Genomic DNA, 26,053 nt, shown 5'->3' with positions numbered 1-26,053 from the left:
ATAAATACTATATAAGTAAAATTAAATTTTTATTTTTAATTAATATTTCTTAAAATGTATCAATATCTCAATTTTATGCGTCATGTGTATAATTCTGGAATTAAAAAAATAGATCGAACTGGTGTAGGAACGTTATCAATTTTTGGTTATCAAATGCGATTTAATTTACAAAAAGGTTTTCCATTGTTAACGACAAAAAAACTTCATGTTAAATCTATTATATACGAATTAATTTGGTTTTTATCTGGATCTACTAATATTAATTTTTTAAAAAAAAATAATATAAAAATATGGGATAAATGGGCCGATGAAAATGGTAATTTAGGACCTATTTATGGTTATCAATGGAGATCTTGGCCAACTTCAAAAGGAAAATATATTGATCAACTTTCAGAAGTTATAAAACAAATTAAAACCGATCCTAATTCTCGTAGAATTATTGTTTCAGCTTGGAATGTTTCTGATATATATAAAATGAAATTACCTCCTTGTCATATATTATTTCAATTTTACGTGGCGAATAATAAATTATCTTGCCAACTATATCAACGTAGTGCAGATATTTTTTTAGGATTACCATTTAATATTGCTTCATATTCGTTATTAATTCATATAATAGCACATGAAACAGGATTAAAGGTTGGTGATTTTATATGGACTGGAGGTGATTGTCATTTATATTTAAATCATCTGAAGCAAGCTTGTAAACAGTTATTACGAGTACCAGGATCATTACCTAATTTAACTATTTTATGTAAACCAAAATCATCATTGAATTATAATTTTGAAGATTTTCGAATTCATTCTTATAATCCACAGGAATCTATTTATGCGCCTATAGCAGTTTAATTTTATTTTTTCTTTGTTATTTTTTTTATTTATGATTTTAATTATTGTTTTGTAGTTTATAAATTAATATTTAATCTTTATATAAATTTTTTTAAATATAAATATAGAAAATTTTCTAGATATTGTTAATTGGAATTTTGTATTTAAAAATTTTAAAAAAATTATATTTAAATTGATAATTTTTAAAATTATCTTAAAAAGAATGGATTTTATAATTTATTAAATAATTTAAAATTTTTTATAGAATTATAATTGATTCATTTTATGGTTAAATTAATTTATAAAAAATATTTGTTCTGCATTTAAATTAAATTTTAAAAGATTTTATTTTTAAAATGTTAATTATTGAAATTTAATTTTATGAAATTTACTATTATTTTTCTTACATGAAATGAATAAAATAAGATATGAAAATAATAATTTTATTGTATTGGTTTAACTTCATCTAGGAGAAAATAACCATTATAGCCTTCAATATAAATAACCGCTTTATTTTCAAAAAGAATCATAGCTTTAGTTTTAGTAATTAATATATCTTTATAACCTTTTACTTTAACTTTTGTTTTAATTGGATATTTATTATTCCATTCTTCAATTTTTTTTTCTTGTGATTGTTCTGAAATATTATTTTTAATAATACAATTTTTATTGTATTCATTTTGAATATTTTCTATGAATTTAGTTAATACCTTTCCAGGACCAATTTCTATAAATTCCATTTTATTTTTATTTTTATTTAGTAGATAATATATACTATCAAACCATTTTACTGGATTTATTAACTGATTGGATAGATTTTGTGTAATTTTTTCTGTAGAATAAGGTAGTGCGTCAAAATTAGAAATAACTGGGATATTTGGAGAATGAAAAACAAAATCTAATAAAAAATTATTAAATTTTTTATATATAGGTTTCATATATCGTGAATGAAATGGTCCGCTAACATTTAATGGTATATATATTGCATTATTTTTTTCAAAAAAAATTTGTGCATTATTAATATCATTTTTTGGTCCTGAAATAATAGTTTGATTTAATGTATTATAATTAGCAATATCGATTGTATTTAAATTATTTTTTTTTAGAATATTCGAAATTTCATTGGCATTAATTCCAATTATAGCTGCCATAGCACCTTCTGAAACTTGACTCATTAATTCACTTCTTTTTTGAACTAGACGTAATCCATCTTCGAAAGAAAATACACCAGCACTTTCTAGTGCATTATACTCTCCTAAACTATGTCCTACTAAAAAATCTGAATATTCACCGGTATTTTTGATATGATCTCTATAAGATAATGCATTAACTATATAAAGTGCGGGTTGAGTATATTCTGTTTTATTTAATTGATTTTGTGAATTTTTTAAACATAACTCTTTAATAGAGTATCCAAGGATATTATTTGATCTTTCTATAATATCAGGAAATTTATCAAATAAAAGTTGTCCCATACCGACATATTGGGAGCCTTGCCCAGGAAAAAGATATGTTTTCATTTTTTATTTACCTATTTTATTTTAAGAAAATTATTTTTAATAAGTATAAAATATTTTTTTCAATATTATATAAAAAAATTTATTTGAAATATTATATTATAAAAGTGAAAAGATAGTTATTTTTTTATATTATTTAGTTGAGGATATAATTTACTATTATATGTGTCAATTTATATAAAATTTATATTTATGTAAAATTTTAAATAAAATAATTTTTAGAAGAAAAAATGTTAAAAAATATTATGAATATTATTAAATATTATTAATTAAATAAATATTATTAATTAAATATTAAGTATAAATTGAATACTAAAGAAGATAAAATTATCACTAATGTTACTAATATTTTATATAAATGGTTTCCTAAAAAAACATTTATAGAAACAGCAAAAATTAATAATTATCCAATACTACCAAAAGAAAAGAAATTAATAATTAATGCAGTTTCTAAAAGAAAAAAAGAATTTTCAACAGGACGTTGGTTGTCTAGAAGGGGGTTAAAATATCTTGGATTTCCAGAAACAGAAATATTAACTGGATATTTAAGAAATCCAATATGGCCAGATAAAATAAATGGCAGCATTAGTCATGACAATAAATTATGCGCCGTAGTAATAATGAAAAAAATACCTTCTTTAACAAATATTGGTATTGATATTATTTATTTTCCAAAATATAGTAATAGATTAAAAGATTTAGAATCAATGTTTGTGATTGATAAAGATGAAATAGATATAATGAATGAATTTAGTTTGAATTTTGATTCATTAGCAATATTATTTAGTATTAAAGAATCTATTATTAAAGCCATGTCTAGTGAGATAAATAGTTTTATAGATATGAAAGATATTAAAATTTTTTATGAAAATAAAAAAATTAAGTTTATTATTAAAAATAAAAAACCAAATGTTGATATTTTTGCCGGGGTAAGTTATAACTATTTAATAACAACGGCTAAAATTTATAATTAATTTATTATCAAATTCTATTTAAAAATAGAGTATATTTTTATTAAAATTTGTATTAGATAATTTAATTTTTTATATAAAAAATTATACAAATATTGAATATGAATTACAAAACTATTGAAGTAAATATAAAGAAATCTATTTGTTTTATACGATTTTGTAATAAAAAAAATAATAATATGATTAATCATGACATGATTGATGAATGTCTTCATATTTTAAAAAAAAATGACTACTCTAATCCTTTTCATATTGTTGTTTTAGAAGGATTACCAAAAGTATTTTGTTTGGGGGCTGATTTTGATGAAATAATAAAAAAAAATCATCCAATAGAATCAAAAAAATTATATGAATTATGGTATATGTTATCATGTGGACCTTTTATTAGTCTATCTAATGTATGTAGCGGTAAAGTAAATGCTGGAGGAATTGGCTTTATTGCGGCTTGCGATATAGTTTTGGCTAATCCTAATGCTCAATTTAGCTTGTCTGAATTATTATTTAATTTATTTCCAGCTTGTGTTTTGCCATTTTTAATTAGACGTATAGGTTTTCAAAGATCAAATTATATGACTTTAATGACTAAACCAATTACAGCAAAACAAGCATTAGAATGGAATTTAGTTGATGCCGTTTCAAATAATAATGATTTATTATTACATAAACATCTTTTACGTCTTAAATATTTATCAAAAAATAGTATTAAAAATTATAAAAAATATATAAATAAATTAAATAATATTTTATTACATTCAAAAGATAATGCAGTTTCTACTAATCATAAATTATTTTCTAATTCTAAAAATTTAGAAAAAATTTCTTATTATATAAATACTGGTTATTTTCCATGGGAATAAGTATTTTTTAAAATAATTAGTAATCTTTAGGAAATTTATTAAAAAATAAATATTCATTAAAAATAATTTAACTACAAGGGGTTTTATAGTGTTTAAAATTCTTAAAGAAAAATATTTTATGGAATATTATACTAATGGCTTTATTGAAACTAATATTTCTTTAAGTGACAATTTAGTTAATGAGATTCGAGAATATTATTTAAGTAAAAAAATAGGTCATAATGATTTTCCAAAATTTTTTGCTTATAATGAGCATTTGGGATATATGATGCAAAAAAAATTTTTAAATTTTTTTTTAAAAGTATTTCCAAAATTTGGAAAAATATTGGTTAAAAATTTTTATAATAAATCTTATAATAAAGCTGTTTATTGCGAGCAAATTTTTATTAAAAAAATATTAAAAGAATTATTGGAAAAAGGTTTTTTTCGTTTTTTTAAAACTCATTATATGCTTGTTTCATATGATATGTATTTACATAGTAATCATTTATCTTCAGCAGCTGGAATACATAGTGATTTACCGAATTTTCATCATTTCTATGAAACTGAGAATGATTTAAGTATATATATTCCTTTGATTGATTTAAATTATATTAATGGGGGAAGACTTAAAGTTTTACCAGAAAAAATACTAAAAATTCCTGGAAATATATTATTAAAATTATTATATAAATATTTTTCAAAAAATTTACTCTATTTAGATAAAAATAATTATATTAATCCTAATTTAATTAGTTATTCTCAAATTAATGCGTTTATTAAAAGTAAAATGCATCAAGAGTTAATGAGTATATATAAAAATATGATTTCTTTAGTTAAAACACAATATATTAATGATTTTATTGAAACTATTGAAACAAAAGGTAAAGTTTTATTATTTAACAATAAAAATTTTCATTTTGCAGAATATTGGAAAAATACACAACAAGCAAGAGAAATTTATGTTATTCGCATGCTCCCAATATATGATGTTAAAATAAAGTTAAAAAATAAATTACATGGAAAACCTTTTAATAATTTTTTATTAAATTTTTTAGAAAATAAAATTCAATTTTATGAGGAATCTGTTGATTTTAGTCAAATTTCAAGCAACAATAAAATACCATTATAAAAATTATATGAGAGAATAAATATGATAAAAGTTGGAATTGAGGCAATTAATTTGTATGGAGGAAGTGTATTTATTGATGTTATGGAATTAGCTGAATATAGAAAACTAGATACTTTGCGTTTTGAAAATCTACTTATGCAACAAAAATCTGTTGCTTTACCGTATGAAGATCCAGTTAGTTTTGCTATTAATGCCGCGGCACCATTAATTGATAATTTATCTAATATTGATAAAAATCGTATTGAATTAATTATTACGTGCTCGGAATCAGGAATTGATTTTGGAAAATCAATGAGCACATATATTCATTATTATTTAGGCTTAAATCGTAATTGTCGTTTATTTGAATTAAAACAAGCTTGTTATTCTTGTACAGCTGGTTTACAAATGGCAATTAATTTTATTTTGTCTAAAGTATCTCCGGGTGCTAAAGCATTGGTTATTGCTACCGATATTTCTCGTTTTTTAGTTACAGAGGATAAAAATGAATTAACAATGGAGTGGGCTTTTTTTGAGCCAAGTGGAGGAGCAGGAGCTGTAGCTATGCTAATCAGTGATAAACCTGAAATATTTCAATTTGATATTGGTTCTAATGGGTATTATAGTTTTGAAGTAATGGATACATGTCGTCCAATACCAGATAGTGAAGCTGGAAATGCAGATCTATCTTTGTTATCATATTTAGATTGTTGTACTCAAAGTTTTCAAGAGTATAAAAAACGTGTACCTAATATTAATTATAAAACTTCTTTTGATTATTTAAGTTTTCATACCCCGTTCGGAGGTATGGTTAATGGTGCTCATCGTTATATGATGCGTCAACATAGTTCTAATATTAATAAAATTGATATTGAAAAAGATTTTCAGAAACGTGTAAAGTTAGGTTTAATATTTTGTCAAAAAGTTGGTAATATTATGGGGGGGACTATTATGGTTTCTTTAATTAGTATTATTGAAAATGGAGATTTTAACTTTCCTAAAAGAATTGGATTATTTTCATATGGATCTGGTTGTAGTTCGGAATTTTATAGTGGTGTTGCAACATCTATTAGTCAAGAAAAAATTAAGTTATTAAAAATTAAAAAATATTTAGATTCTCGTTATCAATTAAATATAGAGGAATATGAGGTATTAATAAAAGATAAAAATGCTGTTAAATTTGGTACCAGGGATGTGGTTTTAGATGTTAATATTTTACCAAATGTATGGAAATTTATAAAAAAATCATTAAAAAAAAATAATAAAAAAAGAATATTTTTAGTGGAAATTAAGGGATTTTATAGGCGTTATAAATGGTTTAATTAATTTAATTTTATAATTTTAATATTTTATAAAATTTATAAAACATAAGATATTAATACATTTATTAAATCTTCAATTGTAGATACTTTAGAAAAATTAAGTAATGGAATTTTTATGTTTAAATCTTTCATGGACATGATAATAATTTCAATTCTATCTACAGAATTTGCGCCTAAATCAATTAATTTCTTTTTATATGAAATTATATTTGGTGATATTTTAGGTAAAGTGTCTAAAATATTTTTTTTAATAATATTAAAAATATCATTTTTTGTCATTTTTTTTCCAGTTAATAAATTTATAGGATTATTTTATTTTTATAAATTATTTATATTTATAATTTTTAGTTATTTTTTGATTTATAATGTTTCCATTTTTTATAATGTAAATATGATTAGAAATAGGTATAATTAATTGTGCATTTTTTTCTATTAAAAAAATAGTTGTACCAAATTTTTGTATTTGTACTAATATTTTTATTATTTTTTTTATTATTTTACTTGTAATTCCTAAACTAATTTCATCAATAATTATAAATTTTGGTGAAGCCATTAATGCGCGTGCTATTGAGCATATTTTTTTTTCTCCATTGGATAAATTGATAGCTAATTGCATGCGCCTTTCAAATAATTGAGGAAATATTGAATATATTTTATTTAAATCTTTTATAATTAAAAGTTTATCAGTTCTTAAATAAGCCCCTATTAGTAAGTTTTCTTCCACTGTTATTTGGTTAAATAATTTATTTTTTTGCATAACATATGCTAATCCCAATTTAAAAATTTTATCATATGTTAATTTATATATTTTATTTTTATTAAAAGTAATATTACCAGTATATGGTAACATATTATATAATGCATGAGCCAAGGTAGTTTTTCCGGAATTTTTTTCTCCAATTAAAGTTACTATTTCTCCGTAAAAAATTTTTAAATTAATTTTATTTAAAATTAATTTATTGTTATATTTTAAATATAAATTTTTAATTTCTAAAATTGGATATTTTTTATTTTTATCTTTCATAATTTTTCTAAATCATTTTATTTAGTAAAATTTTATCAGATAATATTGTTTTTGGAAAATCATCTGCTATTTTCTTACCGCGATATAAAACTAATAAGCGATCTACTAAAATTTTAATAGCATTAAAATTTTTATCAACAAATAAAATACTAATATCTAAATTACGAATTTTTTCAATTATTTTAGCTAATTTTAAAATTTCAATTTTATTTAAACCAGACATTATTTCATCTAATAAAATTATTTTTGGTTCTACTCCAAAAGCTTTCGCTAATTTTAATTTTTTTTTATTAAATTGAGTTAATTTATTAATACTGGAATTAGAAAATTTTTGAAGACCTACAAATTTTAAATATTCAAATGCTTTTTCACGTGAATAAATGAGGTTCATATTATGATTTGATCCAAATAATATACTAATTGTTACATTATCTAAAACAGATAAATTGGTAAATAAATTTGTATTTTGAAATATATGAATAATACCTATGCGAACTCGTTTAAAAGGTAAAAAAGAATTAATTAATTTTTTTTGTAAAAAAATATTTCCTTTATCTTGTCTTAAAAAACCACTAATTATGCGTGTAAGTATTGTTTTACCGGATTCATTATTTCCAGTTACTCCTAATATTTCACCTTTTTTTAATGAAAAATTTATATTATTAATTATTAAAAAATTGTTACAGTATTTAGTAATATTAAAGACTTTTAAAATAGATGTCATAATTTATTTTTTTGAATGTTTTTAATGAAATAATTTTTATTAATTTTATGAGGATTAATTAAAATTTCTATAAAACCATTAGGTATAATTATTATTAAAATTATAATTGTAAACCCTAAAAATATATTAGCAATACCGGTTAGATTATTAACCATAATTTCCGATAAAAATAAAAATAAAAATGTACCTATAATTGGACCAATTGTTGTTCCTAAACCACCTAAAACTGTTATAAGAATCATTCTTACATTAAGACTTGTGTCGAAAGCACTTGGGTTAACAAAAGAAACCCAATAGGCATAAATACTTCCCGCTAATGCGGTAAATGTACCTGAAAATATTAGCATTAATATTTTATAAAAAGTAGTATTAATACCTAATGCTACTGCATTTTCTTCGTTTTCACGAATTGCCATTAATCCTAATATAAATTTACTTTTAGTTAATAAATAAATATTTAATGTTATAATAATTAATAATAATAAAGATATTTCATAAAAAAAAGTATCATTATTAAATACGGGAATTATTAATCCAATATTTTTTCCAGTTAATTTTATATTAGATACAATTGACATTGTTACTTGAGAAAGTGCTAAAGTTGTAACTGCAAAGTAATGTCCTTTTAAGCGAAAAATAAATCCTCCGATTAATATTGCAAAAAATATGACTAATAATATGCTAAATATTAAACTAATACCAAAAGAAAAATTACATTTTTTTATTGCTATTGCCGTACAATAATTACCAAGTCCATAAAATACTGAATTACCAAAAGAAACATAATTAGTGTAACCTCCAATAAGATTCCAGCTTTGCGCTAGTACAGATAATAATAATACATTAATACTAAATTGCATTAATACATCCGGAGCGTATGAAGGTAAAAAAAATAATAATATTAATATTAATATATAAATAGAGTATTGAAATAATTTTAAATTTTTCATGTAGCTTTTCCCATTAATCCATTTGGACGAAAAGAAAGTATTAAAACTAAAATACCAAAACTAAACAAATCAGTAAAAGTTGGTCCAATGTATAATGTAGTTAAAGATTCTACAATACCTAATAATATTGCTCCAAAAATTATATTAATCGGATTATTTAATCCTCCAATACTAGAAATTATAAATGATTTGGTTGTAAGCATAGGGCCAATATATGGGTTAATTTGAAATATCATTCCATAAAATGCTCCAGCAATTCCAGAAATACCGGTACTAATAGCAAAGGTTATTGCATATAAATGTCTTGGATTTATTCCACAAAAACGTGCAATTATTAGGTTTTGAGGGGTTGCTCGAATTGAACATCCTAATTTAGTATGTAATAAAAAAAACCACATACCTATTGCTAAAAAAATTCCCATAAAAAATGCTATCAATTTAATTTCAGGAAATAAAAAATGTCCAAATATTATGCTTTTATTTGCATAAATTGGATTAATAATATGAGATTTTGTTGAAAATATTAATTGTATTATGTTTGTTATCAGAATATTTAATCCAAAAGTAAGTAAAAGGGTATTGAATTTTGGAGCTTTTATAACTAAATTAATTAATCCACGTTGTAGCACATAACCTAATATAAACATTACTGATACTACAATTGGTAAATTTAATAATGGATCAATATGAAATTTATTATATAAATACCATGTTATATAACCGCCTAATATAATAAATGTCCCATGGGTAAGATTAGGAATATTAAGTATTCCCCAAGTTAGGGTTAATCCTAGTGCTATTATAATATAAAATCCCCCTTGTAAGATACCATTAATAAAAATTTGTATGAATAAATTCATTATTTTTTTAGATTTTAAAAATTTTTAAAATAAAACTTTAATATTATAAAAATTAATTTAATTTAGCATGAACTGGAATTAATTTATTATTTTGAATTTTAATAACTTTTTGTGATATTATCATTTTATTATTTTGATTAAAAGTAATTTTACCATATACATTATTAAAATTTATTTTTTTTAGTTGTTTTTTTACTTTTAATTGATTAATATCATTTGCTTTTTCTATTGCATATACTAACGATTCAATATCAATTACAGCAAAAACTGAATGATAATCAGGATAATATCCAAATTTCTTTTTATATTCATTTGAAAAATTTTGAGCATTATTAAACCAACGATCTTTTAAATTAAAATTAGGTAACCAAGGAGTTATACCATAAGTATAATTATCTTCATTTTTTAGTAAATTTTTAATATTTTTATTTAATAAATCAGAGGTAAATGAAAAAAATGTAGATTTTATTTTAAAAATTTTAATTTGTCGTATAAAATTAATAATGTTTTCCTCGTATCCAGCAAAAAGTATTATTTTTGTATTTATGTTTTTTATTTGTGATATTAATGAAGTAAAATCAATAGTATTTAATGAATAAGTTTTATTTATAATTTTATTTAAATGAGCTTTTTTAAGTATTAAAGATGCCCCATTTGCAATAGCAGTATTAAATGCATCATTTGCATAAAGAAATACAATGTTTTTATTTTTTATTTTCATTTTTTTTAAAATTTTTATAGTATTTTCAAAATAATTTTTAGCTGGTATTAATAAACCAAAAATATATTTAAAATTTTTTGATAAAATTTGATCTGAAACTCCGCAACTTTGCATCATAAGAGTTTTATATTTTTCGGAAATCAAGGAATTATTTAGTATAAAATTATTTAAAAAAGGTCCTAATAAAAAATTAACCTTGTCTTTTGTGATGAGTTTGGTATATTGATTCCTATTAATACCGATATCCGATTGATTATCGTATAATTTAAGGGATAATTTTTTAAATGAATTATTAATTTTTACGCCTCCATTGGCATTAATTTTATCAACAGTTAATTGATAGGCATCATGATAGTATTTACCAATATCAGAAAATTGTCCAGTTAATGGTATTGATGTTCCAATTTTTATTTCTTTACTATAAGTAATTTTTCCAGGAAAAATTATTATAAAAAAAAAAAGAAAAAATAATATATGAAATATTATATTAATTTTTGGAATATAATGATAACGCATAAGTGTCATTGTATTTAGGTTTTAGAATTTTAGTGAAATTTTTTAATTAAATATTATATTTTTATATTTTTAAATAATTTTTTTAAATCTTTTTTAAAAATAAATTAGTAATATAATATCACATTAATACTAATAAGTAGATATATTGGTTTCAAAGTTTTTATTTTTATATTTAAATAATATTAATTTTATGATTATAACTCCAGAAAATTTAGGTTCCGTACAATTTAAAAAAGATTATAATGTACGTTTTAGTTATGTAGCTGGCGCAATGGCAAAAGGAATTTCTTCGGTAAAACTTGTTACTAGTATGAGTAAATTTGGTTATTTATCCTTTTATGGCACAGGGGGTATGTCATTATTAGAAATTGAAGATGCTTTAAAAAAGATTAAGTCTATATTAACGAATAATGAATCTTATGGAATAAATGTATTAGCTAATTTATCTAATTTAAAATATGAAATGGATTTAGTTAATCTTTTATTAAGCTATGATGTGCATAACATAGAAGCATCTGCTTTTGTTCAAATTACACCATCTTTAGTTAAATTTCGTTTGAAAGGTTTAAATGTTGATAATAATAAAATTATATCAAATAATCGTATTATAGCAAAAATTTCAAGACCAGAAATAGCGTTATTATTTTTAAATCCAGCTCCGTTGGAGATAGTAAATAAGTTATTATCAAATGCTCATATCTCTCAAAAAGAAGCTGATTTATCACAAAAAATACCATTAGCTTCTGATATATGTGTTGAAGCTGATTCTGCTGGTCATACTGATATGGGTGTAACATCAGTTTTATTGCCTACTATTATACGTTTACGTGATAAAATACAAGAAAAATATAATTTTTATAATTTCGTAAGAATTGGTAGTGGAGGTGGGATTGGTACACCAGAATCTGCAGCTTGTGCTTTTTTATTGGGAGCAGATTTTATTGTTACTGGTTCTATTAATCAATGTACAGTTGAGGCTGGGACTAGTAATATTGTTAAAGATATGCTTCAGGATATTAATATACAAGATACGGCATACGCCCCCGCTGGGGATATGTTTGAATTGGGATCAAAAATACAAGTATTAAAACGTGGAGTTTTATTTCCAATGAGGGCTAATAAACTATATGATATTTGGCGTACTTATTCTTCTCTTGATAAAATTCCATTAATAATACAAAAAGAAATACAGGATCGTTATTTTAAAAGAAGTTTTGATGAGGTGTATCAAGAAACAAAATCATATTATTTAAAAGAATTACCAGAAGAAATTGAAAAAGCAGAAAAATTTCCTAAAGTAAAAATGGCATTAATTTTTCGTTGGTATTTTATTTATACTATGCGCATTGCTCTTAAAGGTGAAGATGATAAAATAAATTATCAGATTCATACTGGTCCGGCTATGGGTGCTTATAATCAATGGATTAAAAAAACTTCTTTAGAGAATTGGCGTAATCGTTATGTTAATAAAATTTCAGAAGATTTAATGCAGGCATGTTCTGAATATCTTAATAAAAAGTTTCAAGTTTTTTTTCCTAATCATTAATTATTAATAGGAATTAATTAATAGGAATTAATTATTAAAATTTAAAATTGTAAATAATTTTTATAATTTTAATTTTTAATTTCCTATAAAAAAATTAAGTTAAGTTATATTATTAATAAATTATATCTTATAATATAAATTACTTTTAAGCGGTATTTTTAAGATTTTTAAGATGGTATTTTTTGTCAATCAATAAAAATTTATTTATTGATTGAAAAAAATAATTTTTTTAAAGAAATGCTAATTTTTTAAGGATATTAAAAATGACTAAAATAACAAAAGATACTCAAGAAAATAAAGAAAATAAAGATATTCAAGAAGAAAAAACAGTAGCTACACTTTATGATTCCCCGGAAGGGCAAATAGGATCAGTTTTATTTGGTGGACATATGCATTGGGGTTATTGGGATGAGAGTAATTCTACAGATAATTTTGCTCAAGGATCAGATAGACTTTCAAGAATAATGATTGATAAAACTTGTATTACTAAAGGACAACGTTTTATTGATATTGGTTGTGGGTTTGGATTATCTGGAATTCGCTTAGCTAAAACTAAGGGATGTCGTGTTGATGGCATTACTATTAGTAAGTTTCAACAAGAAAGCGCAATGAAAATTGCAAAATCAGAGAAATTATTAAATAAGGTTAATTTTTTGCATGGTGATGCATTAGCTTTACCATTTGATAATGACAGTTTTGATGGAGGATGGTTTTTTGAGTCAATTTTTCATATGAATCATAGCGCCGCATTAAATGAGGCGAGAAGAGTATTAAAATCTGGATCTATTTTAACCTTAACTGATTTACCTTTATTATCGGTTAGTAAAAATGATGATAAATTTAAAGAATATGTTCGAAAGAATATTCATTCTCATTTTATTTCAGTAGAAAATTACCCAGATTTACTTCATAAATCTGGATTTGAGTTAATAAAAATTGATGATATTACTTCTAATGTAATGCCCTTATTAGTTTTAAAATTAACTGAAGCTATTTCAACATACAAAGAAAAAATTTATAAATTTATACCTAATCCAGAAAAATCCATAGATAATTGGATTTATTTATTTAAATATATGAGTAAAAATCTTGGTTATATTATTGTTACAGCAAAAAAAAGATAAAAATTTAATTTAATAAAATTTTTAAATTTTTAACGAGCTTATAGTAAAAATAAAGAATTGAAGTATATTATGTATAAATTTTTATTTTTAAATATTAGTTCTTAGTATAAATTCTATTTTTGATAAAATATAAAATTATGAAAGATAAAAATAAAAATGTTAAGTTATGTATTATTGGAGGCGGGCCATTAGGTATTGGTCTTGGGCGTGAATTAAGTGAAGGTAATATTGATTATGATTTATATGAAATGGAATCAGATTTAGGTGGAGTATGGAATAATCAAGCTTCTTGTGGTCGAGTATATCCATCATTACATCTTATTTCACCAAAATTTAATACACAAGTTCCAGATTACCCGATGCCAGACGATTACCCCGTTTATCCAAATCATAGTATGATGCTTAATTATTTACGATCTTATGCAAAAAAATTTGATGTTTATAATCATTCTATTTTTAATACTGAGGTAATTAATTTGGAGCAATATGAGGATATTTGGCAAGTAGAACTTTCAAATGGCAAGAAAAAGAAATATGATTTTATTGCTGTTTGTAATGGTGCGCAACGGATTGCTCGTTATCCAAATTATTCAGGTTATTTTAGTGGAGAAATTTTACATTCTATGGATTATAAATCTCCAGATCAAATTAGAAATAAAAGAGTATTAGTTGTTGGTGCGGGGAATTCTGGTTGTGATATTGCGGTAGATGCATCTCATCACTCTGAAAGAGTTTATCATAGCACTAGAAGAGGATATCATTATTATCCTAAATTTATAGATGGAAAACCAACTCCCCAATGGATGTTGCAATTAGGAAATAAATTTTCTTCTAAGGAAGAAACTATGGCTTATATTAAACAAGTTTTTAAATTGGCTGGTTTTGATGGGGTTGATTATGGTTTAGAAAAACCAGATCATCCTTTAGATGCAGCTCATCCAATTATGAATTCACAAATTCTTTATCATATAGGTCATGGAGATATCTTACCAAAAGGTGACATTAAAAATTTTAATGGTAATATTGTATATTTTGTTGATGGTACTTATGTAAAGGTAGATACTATTATATATGCTACAGGTTATAATCGTCATTTTCCTTTTATTAGTAAAAAAAAGTTAGAATGGAAATTAGGGATACCTGATTTATTTATTCATATTGCCCCAAGAAATTTAGATAATATATTTTTCTTTGGTTTTGTTAATGCTGCCGCTGGACTTGGTGATGGATTAAGATTACAGGGGCAATTTATACGTAGTTATATTCAAGCTTTTATTAGAAAAAGTAAGGGTTATTTAAAATTTATTCATGCAAAAAAAAGTGATAATCCAGATTTAGGGCAAGATTATTTTATAGATTCGTATAGACATTTATGGGAAGTTGATTTTTGGAAGTTTATTAAATGCGCTCGAATGTATCGTGATATGTTAGATGAATAAATAGGAGAACACATAATGATTTTTAGTGATTTTCAGGACATTAATATAAAAATGAAAAAATTTTTAGAAAATGAAATTATTAATTCTTCAAAAAGTGACTTAGGGAATGATTTAAAAAATAACACAAAAAAATTAGTTACTAAAAATAAAGAAAAATTAATTTTAAATATAGAAAAAAAAGAAAAAAATTTATTGTATATATATTTTTATAAAAAAATTGCTAATATTGTTTCAAAAATATTAAAAATTCCATTAGAACGCATGAATATGCAAGAAAATATATCTCGTTATGGCGTAGATTCTATAATTGTTACTGAAATTATAAGATGTATTTCTGATATATTAAATTTTCCAATAGCTCCTACTGTATTTTTTGAGGCAAAAAATATAGAAGAATTAATTAATATTTTATTTCAACGTTATAAAGAAAAAATTAAATCATATTTTTTAAAGAATCATAAAAGAAATCAAGTATTAGAAGAAAAAGTAAATCAAGAACTAAAAAAACAAAAAACACAGGAAAATAATACCGAAATAAAGGATTGGATAAATAAATTTAAATTTATTATTGCATCATCAGATTCTATAAATACATCATCAGATTCTATAAATACATCATCAGATTCTATAAATTATGAGCCAATTGCTATTATTTCTATGGAGGGTATATTTCCTAATAGTCCAAATTTACAAATCCTTGAAAAAAATTTGCGTAATGAAAATGATTGCATTAGTGAGATTCCGTTAAGTCGATGGGATTGGAAAAAAATATTTGGAGACCCACAAAAAGGAAATTTTACAAATGTAAAGTATGGTGGATTTGCGCCAGATATTGATAAATTTGATCCTATATTTTTTGGTATGTCCCCTAGAGAAGCGGAGCTTATGGATCCCCAGCATCGTTTATTTATTCAATGTGTTTGGAAATTAATTGAATCAGCTGGATATGCGCCAAAATCTTTATCTGGTAAAAAAATTGGTATATTTATTGGTGTTAATTTACAAGATTATGCTCATATAGTTAATAAATCTAGAAAAATGGATTCGTTACATCTTACTAGTTTAGGTCACATGTTTTGTCCTAATCGTTTATCATTTTATCTTAATATACATGGTCCTAGTCAGGTTATAGATACCGCCTGTTCTAGTTCTTTGGTTGCATTACATCGGGCCATATTAAGTATTCAACATGAAGGATGTGAAATGTCAATTGCAGGTGGTGCAAATTTAATTATTTCACCCGATATGCATATTATGTATAATAAAATTGGTATGATTTCTAAAGATGGGCGTTGTAAAACTTTTTCAAAATATGCTAATGGTTATGGACGCAGTGATGGGATTGGTGTTGTACTTTTAAAATCTTTAAGATTAGCTGAGAAAGATAATGATAATATATTAGCAGTTATTTGCGGATCATCAGAAAATCATGGAGGAATGTCAACTTCTTTAACTGCCCCTAATCCAAAATCACAAGCAAAATTAATTATTGAAGCGCATAATAAAGCCAAAAGTGATCCAAGGAGTATAGGATATATTGAGTGCCATGGAACTGGCACAAAATTAGGTGATCCAATTGAAGTTAATGGTTTAAAAATAGCGTTTGAAGAATTATTTAGAATAAATAATCTTTCTAAATCAAATATTAAGTTTTGCGGATTAGGTTCAATAAAATCAAATATTGGTCATACAGAAACTTCAGCTGGAATTGCTGGCGTGATTAAAACGGTATTATCTTTACGTAATAATTATTTATATAAAAGTCTTCATAGTGAAGATATTAATCCGATAATTGAATTAGATGAATCACCATTTTATATTTTACAAAAAGGTTGTTTTTGGAAATCTCCGATATTAAATAATCATAAATTACCTCGTCGAGCAGGAGTTAGTTCTTTTGGCGCGGGCGGTTCTAATGCTCATATAGTTATTGAGGAATATACTAAACATACAGAAAAAAAATTTAATTTTAAAATAATTGATTCTGATGTATTAATTATATTATCTGCAAAAAATATAGATAGATTAAATGATATAATTATTGAAATGTTTTATTTTATAAAAAAAATTTTAGAGAAAAAAAAAGAAATAAATTTAGTTGATATTGCATATACATTACAAGTAGGAAGAGAAGCAATGTCAGAAAGATTAGCTATAATTGTAAATTCTATTTCACAATTATATTTAAAGTTGGAGCAGATTTATTTTTCAATAAAAAATAAAGAAAAATTAATAAATATTATCTCTTGTTATTATGGTAGTATAAAAAAAGAAAAAAATATTTTTTATGTTAAAAATGAAAATTTTATATCAGATAATGATATTAATAATTATTTTAATAATAAAAATTATAAACAACTTGCATTATTGTGGATAAAAGGTATAACTATTAACTGGTCAAAACTTTATGCTAATAAAAAATCTAAATTATATCGTGTTTCGTTACCTACATATGTTTTTGCTAAACAAAGTTATTGGATTGAAAATTTAAATAATAAAAGAAATATTGATTATTATTTAAAATCACATAATTTATCAAAAAATAGTATATCGAATTTAGGGAAATATTATTTTAGTGCCAAATTAACTGGAAAAGAATTTTTTCTAGCCGATCATATAATAATGAAGAAAAAAATATTACCAGGTGTAATTTATTTAGAAATGGTTTGTTCGGCAATTAAGGAAATAAAAATTAAAAATATATCTAATCAATTTATTATTCAATTAAAAAATGTTGTTTGGGCTCAATCATTTTTTATTAATGAAAATTGTTCAAAAATTTTACATATGAAAATGAATCAAGAAATTGATAATCAAATTTCATATCAAATTTATAGTGAACAAGAAAAAAATAATATTAATGTAAGGAAGGAACGTATTATTCATAGTCAAGGAATTGCAATTACTAAGAATATACCTATTATTAATGATATTAATAACATTAATATTGATAATTTATTAGAAAATTTTACAAAAAGACAATTAGATACTAATTTTTTGTTAGGAAATATTTGTTATCAAATGTTTAATGATATGGGTATCAACTATGGACCAACTCACCAATGTTTAGAAAAGATTTATTTTTCCCAAAAAAATAAAAAAAATCCTCCTCAAGTATTAGCGAAATTAAAATTACTAAAAAATATAAAGGAAAATTATAAATATTCTAAAAAATTTATGTTTCATCCAGGTTTAGTTGATTCAGGATTACAGGCTTGTATTGGTTTTATGGTTTATTTTGGTTATATAGATTTTGATAAAAAAACAAATAAAGTCATAATAAATAATAAAAATATAGTTTCATTACCATTTGCGTTAGAATCTTTTCTTTTTTTATCACAGCCATCTACTTCAATGTGGGTGTGGATACGTTACTCTGAAAATAGTTTATTTAATAGTAATATTCAAAAATTAGATATTGATTTTTACGATAAACAAGGAAAGGTTTGTATTTGTATGAGAGGATTATCTTCTCGTTCACAAAAAATTAATAATCTTGCAAAAGATTTTACTACTTTAGTATATAAGCCTATATGGGTTCGTGAGGATATCAAGATAGATATCAAAAAAAATAAAATAAAAAATCTTTCTAATTTTTCTATTTGGTCTCATCATTTTATTATATTATGTGATTTTAATAATAATTTTCCAAAAAATATTAAAGAAGATATTAAAAAAATTATACCATTTTCTAAATATTTTTATTTATGTATACAGGGGTCTATTCAGAATATTTATACCACTATTTCTTTACAAATTTTTAGAAAAATTAGAAAGATTTTAAGATCTAAATTACAAGGGAATATTTTATTACAGATAATATTTATTGAAAATGAAAAGAGTATGTTTTTAAATGGTTTATCAGGGTTATTACAATCTGTAAGCCGTGAAAATACTAAATTTTATAGTCAATTAATTGGATTAAGGGATTATGATACTTTAAATTTATATTCATCTGAATATATAGCTAATATAATTTATTCTAATAGTACCGGTAAAGTTTATAAAAATAAAATTCGTTATAGTTCTATTGGTCGTGAAGTTTTTAGTTGGAAAGAATTAAATTTTATTTCTTATACAAAAGCTATTTTTTCTCCATTAAAAGAAAATGGAATATATTTAATAACTGGAGGAAATGGGGGGCTAGGATTATTAATTACTGAATTTATTATACAGAAAATTAATAAAGGAGTTGTTGTTTTATGTGGTAGATCGTTTTTAAATGATAAGATTCGAAAAAATATCAATAATTTATCTACAAAAAACATTAAAATTAAATATTATTGTTTAGATATTACTAAAAAGATAGAAGTAGAAGAATTTATTAAAAATATTATTCATAAATATAATTTTATTAATGGAATTATACATTGCGCTGGATTACTTATGGATAATTTTGTTTATAAAAAATCAAGTTCTGAATTTATTAAGGTATTAGAACCAAAAGTTAACGGGACTATTTATTTAGATGAGGCTACTAAAATTTTAAATTTAGATTTTTTTATATTATTTTCATCTATTTCTGGTTCATTGGGTAGCGCTGGACAATCTGATTACGCTGCCGCTAATTCTTTTTTAGATATTTTTTCAGATTATAGAAATAAATTAACTTCACGAAATCAAAGATATGGTCGTACTATTTCCATTAATTGGCCACTTTGGTCTAATGGTGGCATGAAAATGCAAGAATCTATAAAAAATATAATGTTACAAACTAGTGGGATTGTTGAAATGCCAAATATACATGGTCTTGATATCCTCTATAAAGTTATAACATTAAATATTTCAAGAATAATGGTAATATACGGTATCTCCAGTCGTATTCGAAATTATTTAGAAAATATTGATAAAAAAGTTATTAATTCATTATCATCTCAAGAAAATGAATCATCATCTGCAATTAACTCTAATAATATAAATTATAATGAATTGAGAAATTGTATTTGTAAAATGTTATCTAAATATATTTCAAAATTAATGAAATTTTCACTAAAAGATATTGAAAATGATGTTCAATTAAGTGATTATGGTTTTGATTCAATTACTTTTACTGATCTCGCGAATAGATTAAATAGAAAATATCAATTAGAATTAACTCCAACAACATTTTTTGAATACCCTACTATTAATGCTCTCTCAGAATTATTAAGTGTTCAATATTATGATAAGTTTATTTTTAAATTTGATTTAAAACCAAAATTTATAGAGAAATTCGTAAAATTAGATAAAGAATTATATTTATCCACTGATTCTATTGAAAAAAAAGAAAAATTATTACCTATTAATGATAATAAATTAAAAAATAAATCACATAGTTTATTAGATAATAAAATTGCTATTATAGGTATAAGTGGTTGTTTTCCGATGTCTCAAGATATTAATGAATTTTGGAAAAATTTATTATCTGGTGCAGATTGTATTAGTGAAATCCCGTTAAGTCGATGGGATTGGAGAGATATTTATGGTGACCCTAAAAAAGATGCTAATAAAACAAATATTAAATGGGGTGGTTTTATTGATAATATTGATTTTTTTGATGCTTCTTTTTTTAATATATCTCCTCGCGAAGCAGAGCTTATGGATCCCCAGCATCGTTTACTTATGCAATATGTGTGGAAAGCTATAGAAGATGCTGGTTACTCTCCAGGTAGTTTATCTGGTAGTAAAACTGCATTATTTATTGGTACTGCTTCTAGTGGATACGGTCAATTAATTGCAAATAGTAATTTTACTATTGATGGTTATAGTGCGACCGGTGTTATTGATTCTATTGGCCCCAATAGAATGAGTTATTTTCTTAACTTACATGGACCTAGTGAACCAGTAGAAACAGCTTGTTCTAGTTCACTTGTTGCTATTCATCGTGCTTTATCTGCAATATTAATGGAAGATTGCGAGCAAGCGATTGTTGGGGGTATTAATTTAATTATTAGCCCAGAAACACAAATTAGTTTTAGTAAAGCTGGTATGCTTTGTGAGGACGGTAGATGTAAAACATTTTCTAATAAAGCTAATGGTTATGTACGCGGGGAAGGTGTTGGGATGTTATTTTTAAAGAAATTGAGTGTAGCTGAAAAAGATGGTGACCATATTTATGGAGTTATTTGTGGTAGTTCAGAAAATCATGGAGGGCGTAGCAGCTCTTTAACTGCTCCAAATCCTAAAGCTCAAATTGAAGTTATTAAAAATGCATATATTCGTGCCAATATCAATCCTCAATCAATTTCATATATTGAAGCACATGGAACTGGAACAGAGCTTGGCGATCCAATTGAGGTGAATGCTTTAAAATCAGCATTTAGAGATTTAAATAAAATTAATAATAATTCTGAAAAATTTATTAAAAATGCATATTGTGGAATTGGTTCTGTTAAAACTAATATTGGGCATTTGGAATTAGCAGCAGGAATTGCAGGTGTTATTAAAGTATTATTACAGATGAAATATAAAACTTTAGTTAAAAGTTTACATTGTGAGAAAATTAATCCATATATTATATTAAAAAATAGTCCATTTTATTTATTACATAATAACTGTGAATGGAAAAGATTACGTGATATTAATGGAAAAAAAATACCTAGACGGGCTGGTATTAGTTCTTTTGGTTTTGGGGGAGTTAATGCACATTTAGTTATTGAAGAATATTCTATAAAAAAAGAAGTATTTAAATATGAATCGAGCTCTATAGCTTTAATTGTTTTTTCTGCAAAAAATATAAAATCTTTAAAAGAATATGCTATTAGTTTGATAAAATTTATTACTATAAATAATGAAATATCTATTGAAAATAAAATTTATGATCATGATAATATATGTAAATTTTTATCAAATATAGTGCATAAATATATTTCAGATATTTTAAATATAAACAAAAAAGAAATTAATTTTGATGATCAATTAAGTCAAATCGGATTAGATTGTATCTATGGTATAATGTTATTAGAAAAATTAAATAAGAAGTTTAATATTGATATTTCTTTTAATATTCTTTTGAATGATCATTCAATTATATCATTTGTTAATGCGATATTATTAAATTATCCTAATTTATATGCAATTATTAATAAAAAATATAAAAAGAAAAAAATTTTAAATTTTGATAATCATTTTAAAAAAATTAGGAATGATATTAATTTATTTGAATTAGCATACACCTTGCAGGTAGGAAGAGATCCAATGGATCATAGATTAGCGTTAACTGCAATTTCATTTGATGAACTTTTAATAAAACTTCAAGCTTTTATTGATGATAGAATTAATGATTTTCAGGGATTATATTTAGGAAGAATTAAAGAAAATAAGCGTATTTTTTCTATTTTTATAAATGATAAAGAAATTCAAGAGGCTTTAGAAAAATGGATGAAATGTGGAAAATTAACTAAATTATTAGAAATATGGGTATTAGGAATGAAAATTTCTTGGGAAAAACTTTATGGAGAATCATGTTTATACCCCAAGAAACCGAAAAGAATTTCTATACCCGGTTATCCATTTTCTAAAAAATCTTATTGGATAAAAAAAATATTTAAAAAGCAAAAAATATATGATTTTGACTCTAGAATTTCGGAAAAATTAAAAAAATTACATCCATTAGTTCATGAAAATATTTCTACTTTAAAATACTGTAAATTTAGAACATTTTTAACAGGGGAAGAATTTTTTTTATCAGATTATTCAATTAATGAACGAAAAATATTACCAAATATAGTATATTTGGAGATGGTTCGTGCAGCAGCTGTTATTGCGCAAGATAATTTTTATAAATCTTCTGATGTAATAAAATTTCATAATATAATTTGGTCTGATCCTTTTATTTTTAATGAAGAAAAATATATTGAAATTGAATTAAATAAAAATATTGGTAATACTATTCAGTTTAAAATTATTAGTTATCCTACATTAAATAATCTAGATTCCTCAAAATTACAAATTCATAGTCAAGGAGTAATATCTTATATTAATTCTAATAAGTATAATTTACCATACGTCGATATTAATTTAATATTAAATAAATTAAATATACAAAAATTTAGTTCAGTTCAATGTTATAATTTATTTAAGAAATTTAAATTAATTTATGGTCCGATTTATCGTAATGTTTATGAATTATATGTCTCTAAAAAACAAGTATTAGCAAAATTAATACTCCCAGAATTAATGTTAGTAACATTAAAGAAATATATATTACATCCATCTATAATAGGTTCAGCATTACAATGTATTATTGGTTTATATTTAGATAAATTAAACTTAATTTTTACCGAAGAAAATGATAAGGAATTATTTTTATCATTTGTTATAGAAGATATTTATATATTTAATATTTGTATAAAATTAATGTGGGTGCATATAGAGTATGTTTCTAACCATTTAACTAAAGAACGTATAAAAAAATTAAATATTAATTTATGTAATGAGCGTGGTGTAATTCATATACAGATTAAAGGATATATATTAAGTAGATTTAATTTTGAAGATAAAGAATATAAAATTAATTTTAATAATAAAAAAATAAATTCAAAGAATATTAATAATTCAATTGAATTAATATTAGATAAATCTGATAAAAATATTGATAAATTACTCTATAATAAAACTATTGAATATTTTAAAGAAATATTTTCCTCATTATTAAAATACCCAATAGACGAGCTGGATATTAATGAAAATATAAATTCCTATGGAATTAACTCGATGGCAATTATGGAGTTGAATGTTATTTTAGAAAAACAATTTGGAACTTTATCTAAAACATTATTTTTTGAATTTAATACATTAAATTCTTTAACTAATTATTTTATATCTTCATATCATTCTAAATTAATAAAATTATTTAGTATAAATAATAAAAAAAAAAATAAAAAAGAAAAATCTTTATCATTATGTCAATCTAAAATAATTCCTAAAAAAAATGATACTAAAATAAAAATATCCTCTTTAGTTAAAAATTATTCTATTTTAATAACTACTTCTAAGTGGAAAGAATCCTTAATATCTTCTTTACCATTAAATAAAAATAATAAAAATAATATTGTTAACAAAAAAAATTATGATACGCATGTAATTTTTTTTACAAATGAAATAATTTTGATTCCTGGTGTCGTTTGTTTATCCTTATTTTCTATAATAAAAAAAATAGATTATTATTTTTTTGATTGTGCTATTAAGATATTTGAATATATTCAACAGAATTTAATTAATAAAAATGGTCGAATATTACTGCAAATTATAATTCAAAATTTTCAATCAAAAATATGTTCAAATATTATTTTTCCTGTAAAATTTTTACATTCTCTTTCTGGTATTTTAAAAACAGCTCATATAGAAAATTTAAATTTTTTTGGACAAATAATTGAAATTAAGAATCAAAATAATAAAGATAATTTTATTCAAGAAATTATTCAAAAAAATGCTTTGATACCTTTTGATCAAAATATACGTTATTTAAATGGAAAAAGATATGTATTGTATTGGGATAAAATTTCTTCAACAAAAAATATATTTCCGTTCTTTTGGAAAGATGATGGAATTTATCTTATTACCGGGGGGATGGGTAAATTAGGATTAATTTTTGCTAAGGAAATAATTAATAAAACAAATAATGTTACATTAATTTTAATTGGGCGTTCTAAATTAGATTCATTAAAACAAGAAAAATTGAATTCGTTAAAAATAAGGGGAGCGGAAATTAAATATTATTCTATAGATGTAACAGATCAAACAGCTATTTTGGAATTAATAAAATCGATTAACCTTAAAAAAAAACATGGATTAAATGGTATTCTTCATTGCGCAGGAATTATTAAAAATAATTTAATTTATAAAAAGAGTATTATTGAATTTGAAGAAGTTTTATTAGTTAAAGTTTTGGGTGCAATTAATTTAGATATAGCGAGCCGAGGAATAAATTTAGATTTTATGGTTTTATTTTCTTCTATTAGTGGGGTATTTGGAAATTATAAGTGTTGTGATTATTCTACTGCTAATTTTTTGATAAATATGTATTCTAAGTATAGAAATCAATTATCCTTGTCTAGTTTTATTGCATCTCAAGTTAATCCTAAGGGCCGAATATTATCGATTAATTTTCCTTTGTGTAATAACGATAAAATAAATATTGATAATTATAATAAAGAATTAGTTTATAAAGATATTGAGATTAAAAAGTTAAATACTCAAAATATACTTTCTATATTTTATTATGCTATGCATACTAGTTACAATCAGATTGTAATATTACAAGGTAATTTACCTCATTTACGTAAATTATTGTTTTTAAATAAAAAAACTCCTCAAAAGAAGAGCAGTAAAAAATTATCTGATAAAAAAACTCCTCAAAAGAAGAGCAGTAAAAAATTATCTGATAAAAAAACTCCTCAAAAGAAGAGCAGTAAAAAATTATCTGATAAAAAAACTCCTCAAAGGAAGAGCAGTAAAAAATTATCTGATAAAAAAACTCCTCAAAAGAAGAGCAGTAAAAAATTATCTGATAAAAAAACTCCTCAAAAGAAGAGCAGTAAAAAATTATCTGATAAAAAATTATAAAAAATAATTAATAGTATTA

16 protein-coding genes and 2 pseudogenes are annotated in these 26,053 nt (G+C 22.9%); 11 read left to right on the top strand and 7 right to left on the bottom strand.

The genetic code is table 11. The annotated features are described in order from the left end of the window. The first annotated feature begins 54 nt into the window (after positions 1 to 54). Positions 55 to 849, top strand: coding sequence for a thymidylate synthase (gene thyA, locus JIC14_RS00755; RefSeq protein ID WP_201329898.1), 795 nt, complete (start codon positions 55 to 57; stop codon positions 847 to 849). Positions 850 to 1,271: 422 nt separating this feature from the next. Here the strand turns inward: thyA and fabD are convergent, their stop codons facing one another. Then, complete coding sequence (fabD, locus tag JIC14_RS00750; RefSeq protein WP_201329897.1) at positions 1,272 to 2,348, bottom strand: ACP S-malonyltransferase; 1,077 nt, start codon at positions 2,346 to 2,348, stop codon at positions 1,272 to 1,274. A 302-nt stretch (positions 2,349 to 2,650) separates the two neighbouring features. On the opposite strand from fabD, the gene JIC14_RS00745 reads away from it, so the two are divergent. From JIC14_RS00745 to JIC14_RS00730, 4 genes are all read left to right on the top strand, one after another. Then, the gene (locus JIC14_RS00745) at positions 2,651 to 3,319 is read left to right on the top strand and encodes a 4'-phosphopantetheinyl transferase family protein (protein ID WP_201329896.1); all 669 of its coding nucleotides are present in this window, start codon (positions 2,651 to 2,653) and stop codon (positions 3,317 to 3,319) included. Between the two features lie 98 nt (positions 3,320 to 3,417). Further along, positions 3,418 to 4,173 carry an enoyl-CoA hydratase/isomerase gene (locus JIC14_RS00740; protein ID WP_201329895.1) on the top strand — a complete coding sequence of 252 codons (756 nt, stop codon included), beginning with the start codon at positions 3,418 to 3,420 and terminating at the stop codon, positions 4,171 to 4,173. Between the two features lie 88 nt (positions 4,174 to 4,261). Next, on the top strand, positions 4,262 to 5,284 hold the full coding sequence (locus tag JIC14_RS00735; protein WP_201329894.1) for a hypothetical protein: 1,023 nt from the start codon (positions 4,262 to 4,264) through the stop codon (positions 5,282 to 5,284). 21 nt (positions 5,285 to 5,305) lie between these two features. Beyond that, positions 5,306 to 6,589 carry a hydroxymethylglutaryl-CoA synthase family protein gene (locus JIC14_RS00730; RefSeq protein ID WP_201329893.1) on the top strand — a complete coding sequence of 428 codons (1,284 nt, stop codon included), beginning with the start codon at positions 5,306 to 5,308 and terminating at the stop codon, positions 6,587 to 6,589. 32 nt (positions 6,590 to 6,621) lie between these two features. On the opposite strand, the gene JIC14_RS00725 is transcribed toward JIC14_RS00730, so the two are convergent. Genes JIC14_RS00725 through JIC14_RS00700 form a run of 6 tightly spaced genes read right to left on the bottom strand, consistent with a single transcriptional unit; the run spans position 6,622 to position 11,389 of the window. After that, a complete protein-coding gene (locus tag JIC14_RS00725; RefSeq protein WP_201329892.1) occupies positions 6,622 to 6,864 on the bottom strand; it encodes a phosphopantetheine-binding protein in 243 nt (80 codons plus the stop codon). Between the two features lie 46 nt (positions 6,865 to 6,910). Then, positions 6,911 to 7,609, bottom strand: a complete 699-nt coding sequence (locus JIC14_RS00720) for an ATP-binding cassette domain-containing protein (protein ID WP_201329891.1) — start codon at positions 7,607 to 7,609, stop codon at positions 6,911 to 6,913. 7 nt (positions 7,610 to 7,616) lie between these two features. Next, positions 7,617 to 8,333: an ATP-binding cassette domain-containing protein gene (locus JIC14_RS00715; RefSeq protein WP_201329890.1), complete on the bottom strand. Its 717-nt coding sequence runs from the start codon at positions 8,331 to 8,333 to the stop codon at positions 7,617 to 7,619. Continuing rightward, positions 8,330 to 9,283 (bottom strand): branched-chain amino acid ABC transporter permease, encoded by a 954-nt coding sequence (locus JIC14_RS00710; RefSeq protein ID WP_201329889.1) that lies wholly within the window; start codon positions 9,281 to 9,283, stop codon positions 8,330 to 8,332. The genes JIC14_RS00715 and JIC14_RS00710 overlap by 4 nt, the downstream gene beginning before the upstream one ends. Then, the gene (locus tag JIC14_RS00705; protein WP_201329888.1) at positions 9,280 to 10,143 is read right to left on the bottom strand and encodes a branched-chain amino acid ABC transporter permease; all 864 of its coding nucleotides are present in this window, start codon (positions 10,141 to 10,143) and stop codon (positions 9,280 to 9,282) included. Before JIC14_RS00705 ends, JIC14_RS00710 begins: the two co-directional genes overlap by 4 nt. Positions 10,144 to 10,195: 52 nt before the next feature. Then, complete coding sequence (locus JIC14_RS00700) at positions 10,196 to 11,389, bottom strand: amino acid ABC transporter substrate-binding protein (protein WP_201329887.1); 1,194 nt, start codon at positions 11,387 to 11,389, stop codon at positions 10,196 to 10,198. A 181-nt stretch (positions 11,390 to 11,570) separates the two neighbouring features. Between JIC14_RS00700 and JIC14_RS00695 the strand changes: the two genes are divergently transcribed. The 6 genes and pseudogenes from JIC14_RS00695 (at position 11,571) to JIC14_RS02095 (ending at position 26,034) form a co-directional block, all read left to right on the top strand. Beyond that, positions 11,571 to 12,926, top strand: a complete 1,356-nt coding sequence (locus JIC14_RS00695) for a PfaD family polyunsaturated fatty acid/polyketide biosynthesis protein (RefSeq protein ID WP_201329886.1) — start codon at positions 11,571 to 11,573, stop codon at positions 12,924 to 12,926. Positions 12,927 to 13,189: 263 nt separating this feature from the next. After that, a complete protein-coding gene (locus JIC14_RS00690; RefSeq protein WP_201329885.1) occupies positions 13,190 to 14,050 on the top strand; it encodes an SAM-dependent methyltransferase in 861 nt (286 codons plus the stop codon). Positions 14,051 to 14,187: 137 nt separating this feature from the next. Beyond that, positions 14,188 to 15,489 carry a flavin-containing monooxygenase gene (locus tag JIC14_RS00685; protein ID WP_201329884.1) on the top strand — a complete coding sequence of 434 codons (1,302 nt, stop codon included), beginning with the start codon at positions 14,188 to 14,190 and terminating at the stop codon, positions 15,487 to 15,489. 15 nt (positions 15,490 to 15,504) lie between these two features. Next, positions 15,505 to 20,142, top strand: a pseudogene (locus tag JIC14_RS02105) (SDR family NAD(P)-dependent oxidoreductase); the annotation flags it as partial. 312 nt (positions 20,143 to 20,454) lie between these two features. Continuing rightward, positions 20,455 to 22,302, top strand: a pseudogene (locus JIC14_RS02100) (type I polyketide synthase); the annotation flags it as partial. Positions 22,303 to 22,323: 21 nt separating this feature from the next. Beyond that, on the top strand, positions 22,324 to 26,034 hold the full coding sequence (locus tag JIC14_RS02095) for an SDR family NAD(P)-dependent oxidoreductase (protein ID WP_425305467.1): 3,711 nt from the start codon (positions 22,324 to 22,326) through the stop codon (positions 26,032 to 26,034). The last annotated feature ends 19 nt before the right edge of the window (positions 26,035 to 26,053 follow it).

It is taken from the genome of Candidatus Profftella armatura (Diaphorina cf. continua) (assembly GCF_016593155.1).
GTDB lineage: Bacteria > Pseudomonadota > Gammaproteobacteria > Burkholderiales > Burkholderiaceae > Profftella > Profftella armatura_A.
The sequence above is the reverse complement of the archived record's forward strand: the minus strand, read 5'-3'. Positions and strand labels throughout refer to the sequence as shown.